1 pseudogene is annotated in these 422 nt (G+C 42.9%); it reads right to left on the reverse strand.

From position 1 onward, the window contains the following. Window positions 1-422, reverse strand: a pseudogene (locus I6F37_RS41525) (TonB-dependent receptor); the annotation flags it as partial.

The raw sequence follows: 422 nt of genomic DNA on the forward strand, positions 1-422 counted from the left end.
GTAAATGTGTACCCTAAAAACAGTTTGAAATACTCTTTGTAAATAAATTTCGCATTCGTTTCAAAGCCTGCACTATGGACAGCATTGGCGGCATTTACAAATTGGTGAATGCCAAAAGCATCCGTTTCCAACACCAGGGGTTTTTGAATGGTGGTGTAAAAAAACATCTGGTTCAATGAGAAAGAAAGATGGCTACCAATCCTGGTTCTAAAGTTTACATCGGCGGTGCCGCCATAGCTCTTTTCTGATACCACCCCATTTAGTTGCGCCACATTTTGATACTGGATGGTTTCGGTTGCTTCGGTAAATAGCGTTGGTGTTTTGTAGCCCATGCCGCCGCCAATTCTGGACGACCATTTGGGGTTGAACTTCATCAACAAAGAAACCCTGGGCAGCACAAAGGCTTCTGTTTTAGCATAAAT

It is taken from the genome of Bradyrhizobium sp. NBAIM08 (assembly GCF_020193935.1).
Lineage (GTDB): Bacteria > Pseudomonadota > Alphaproteobacteria > Rhizobiales > Xanthobacteraceae > Bradyrhizobium > Bradyrhizobium yuanmingense.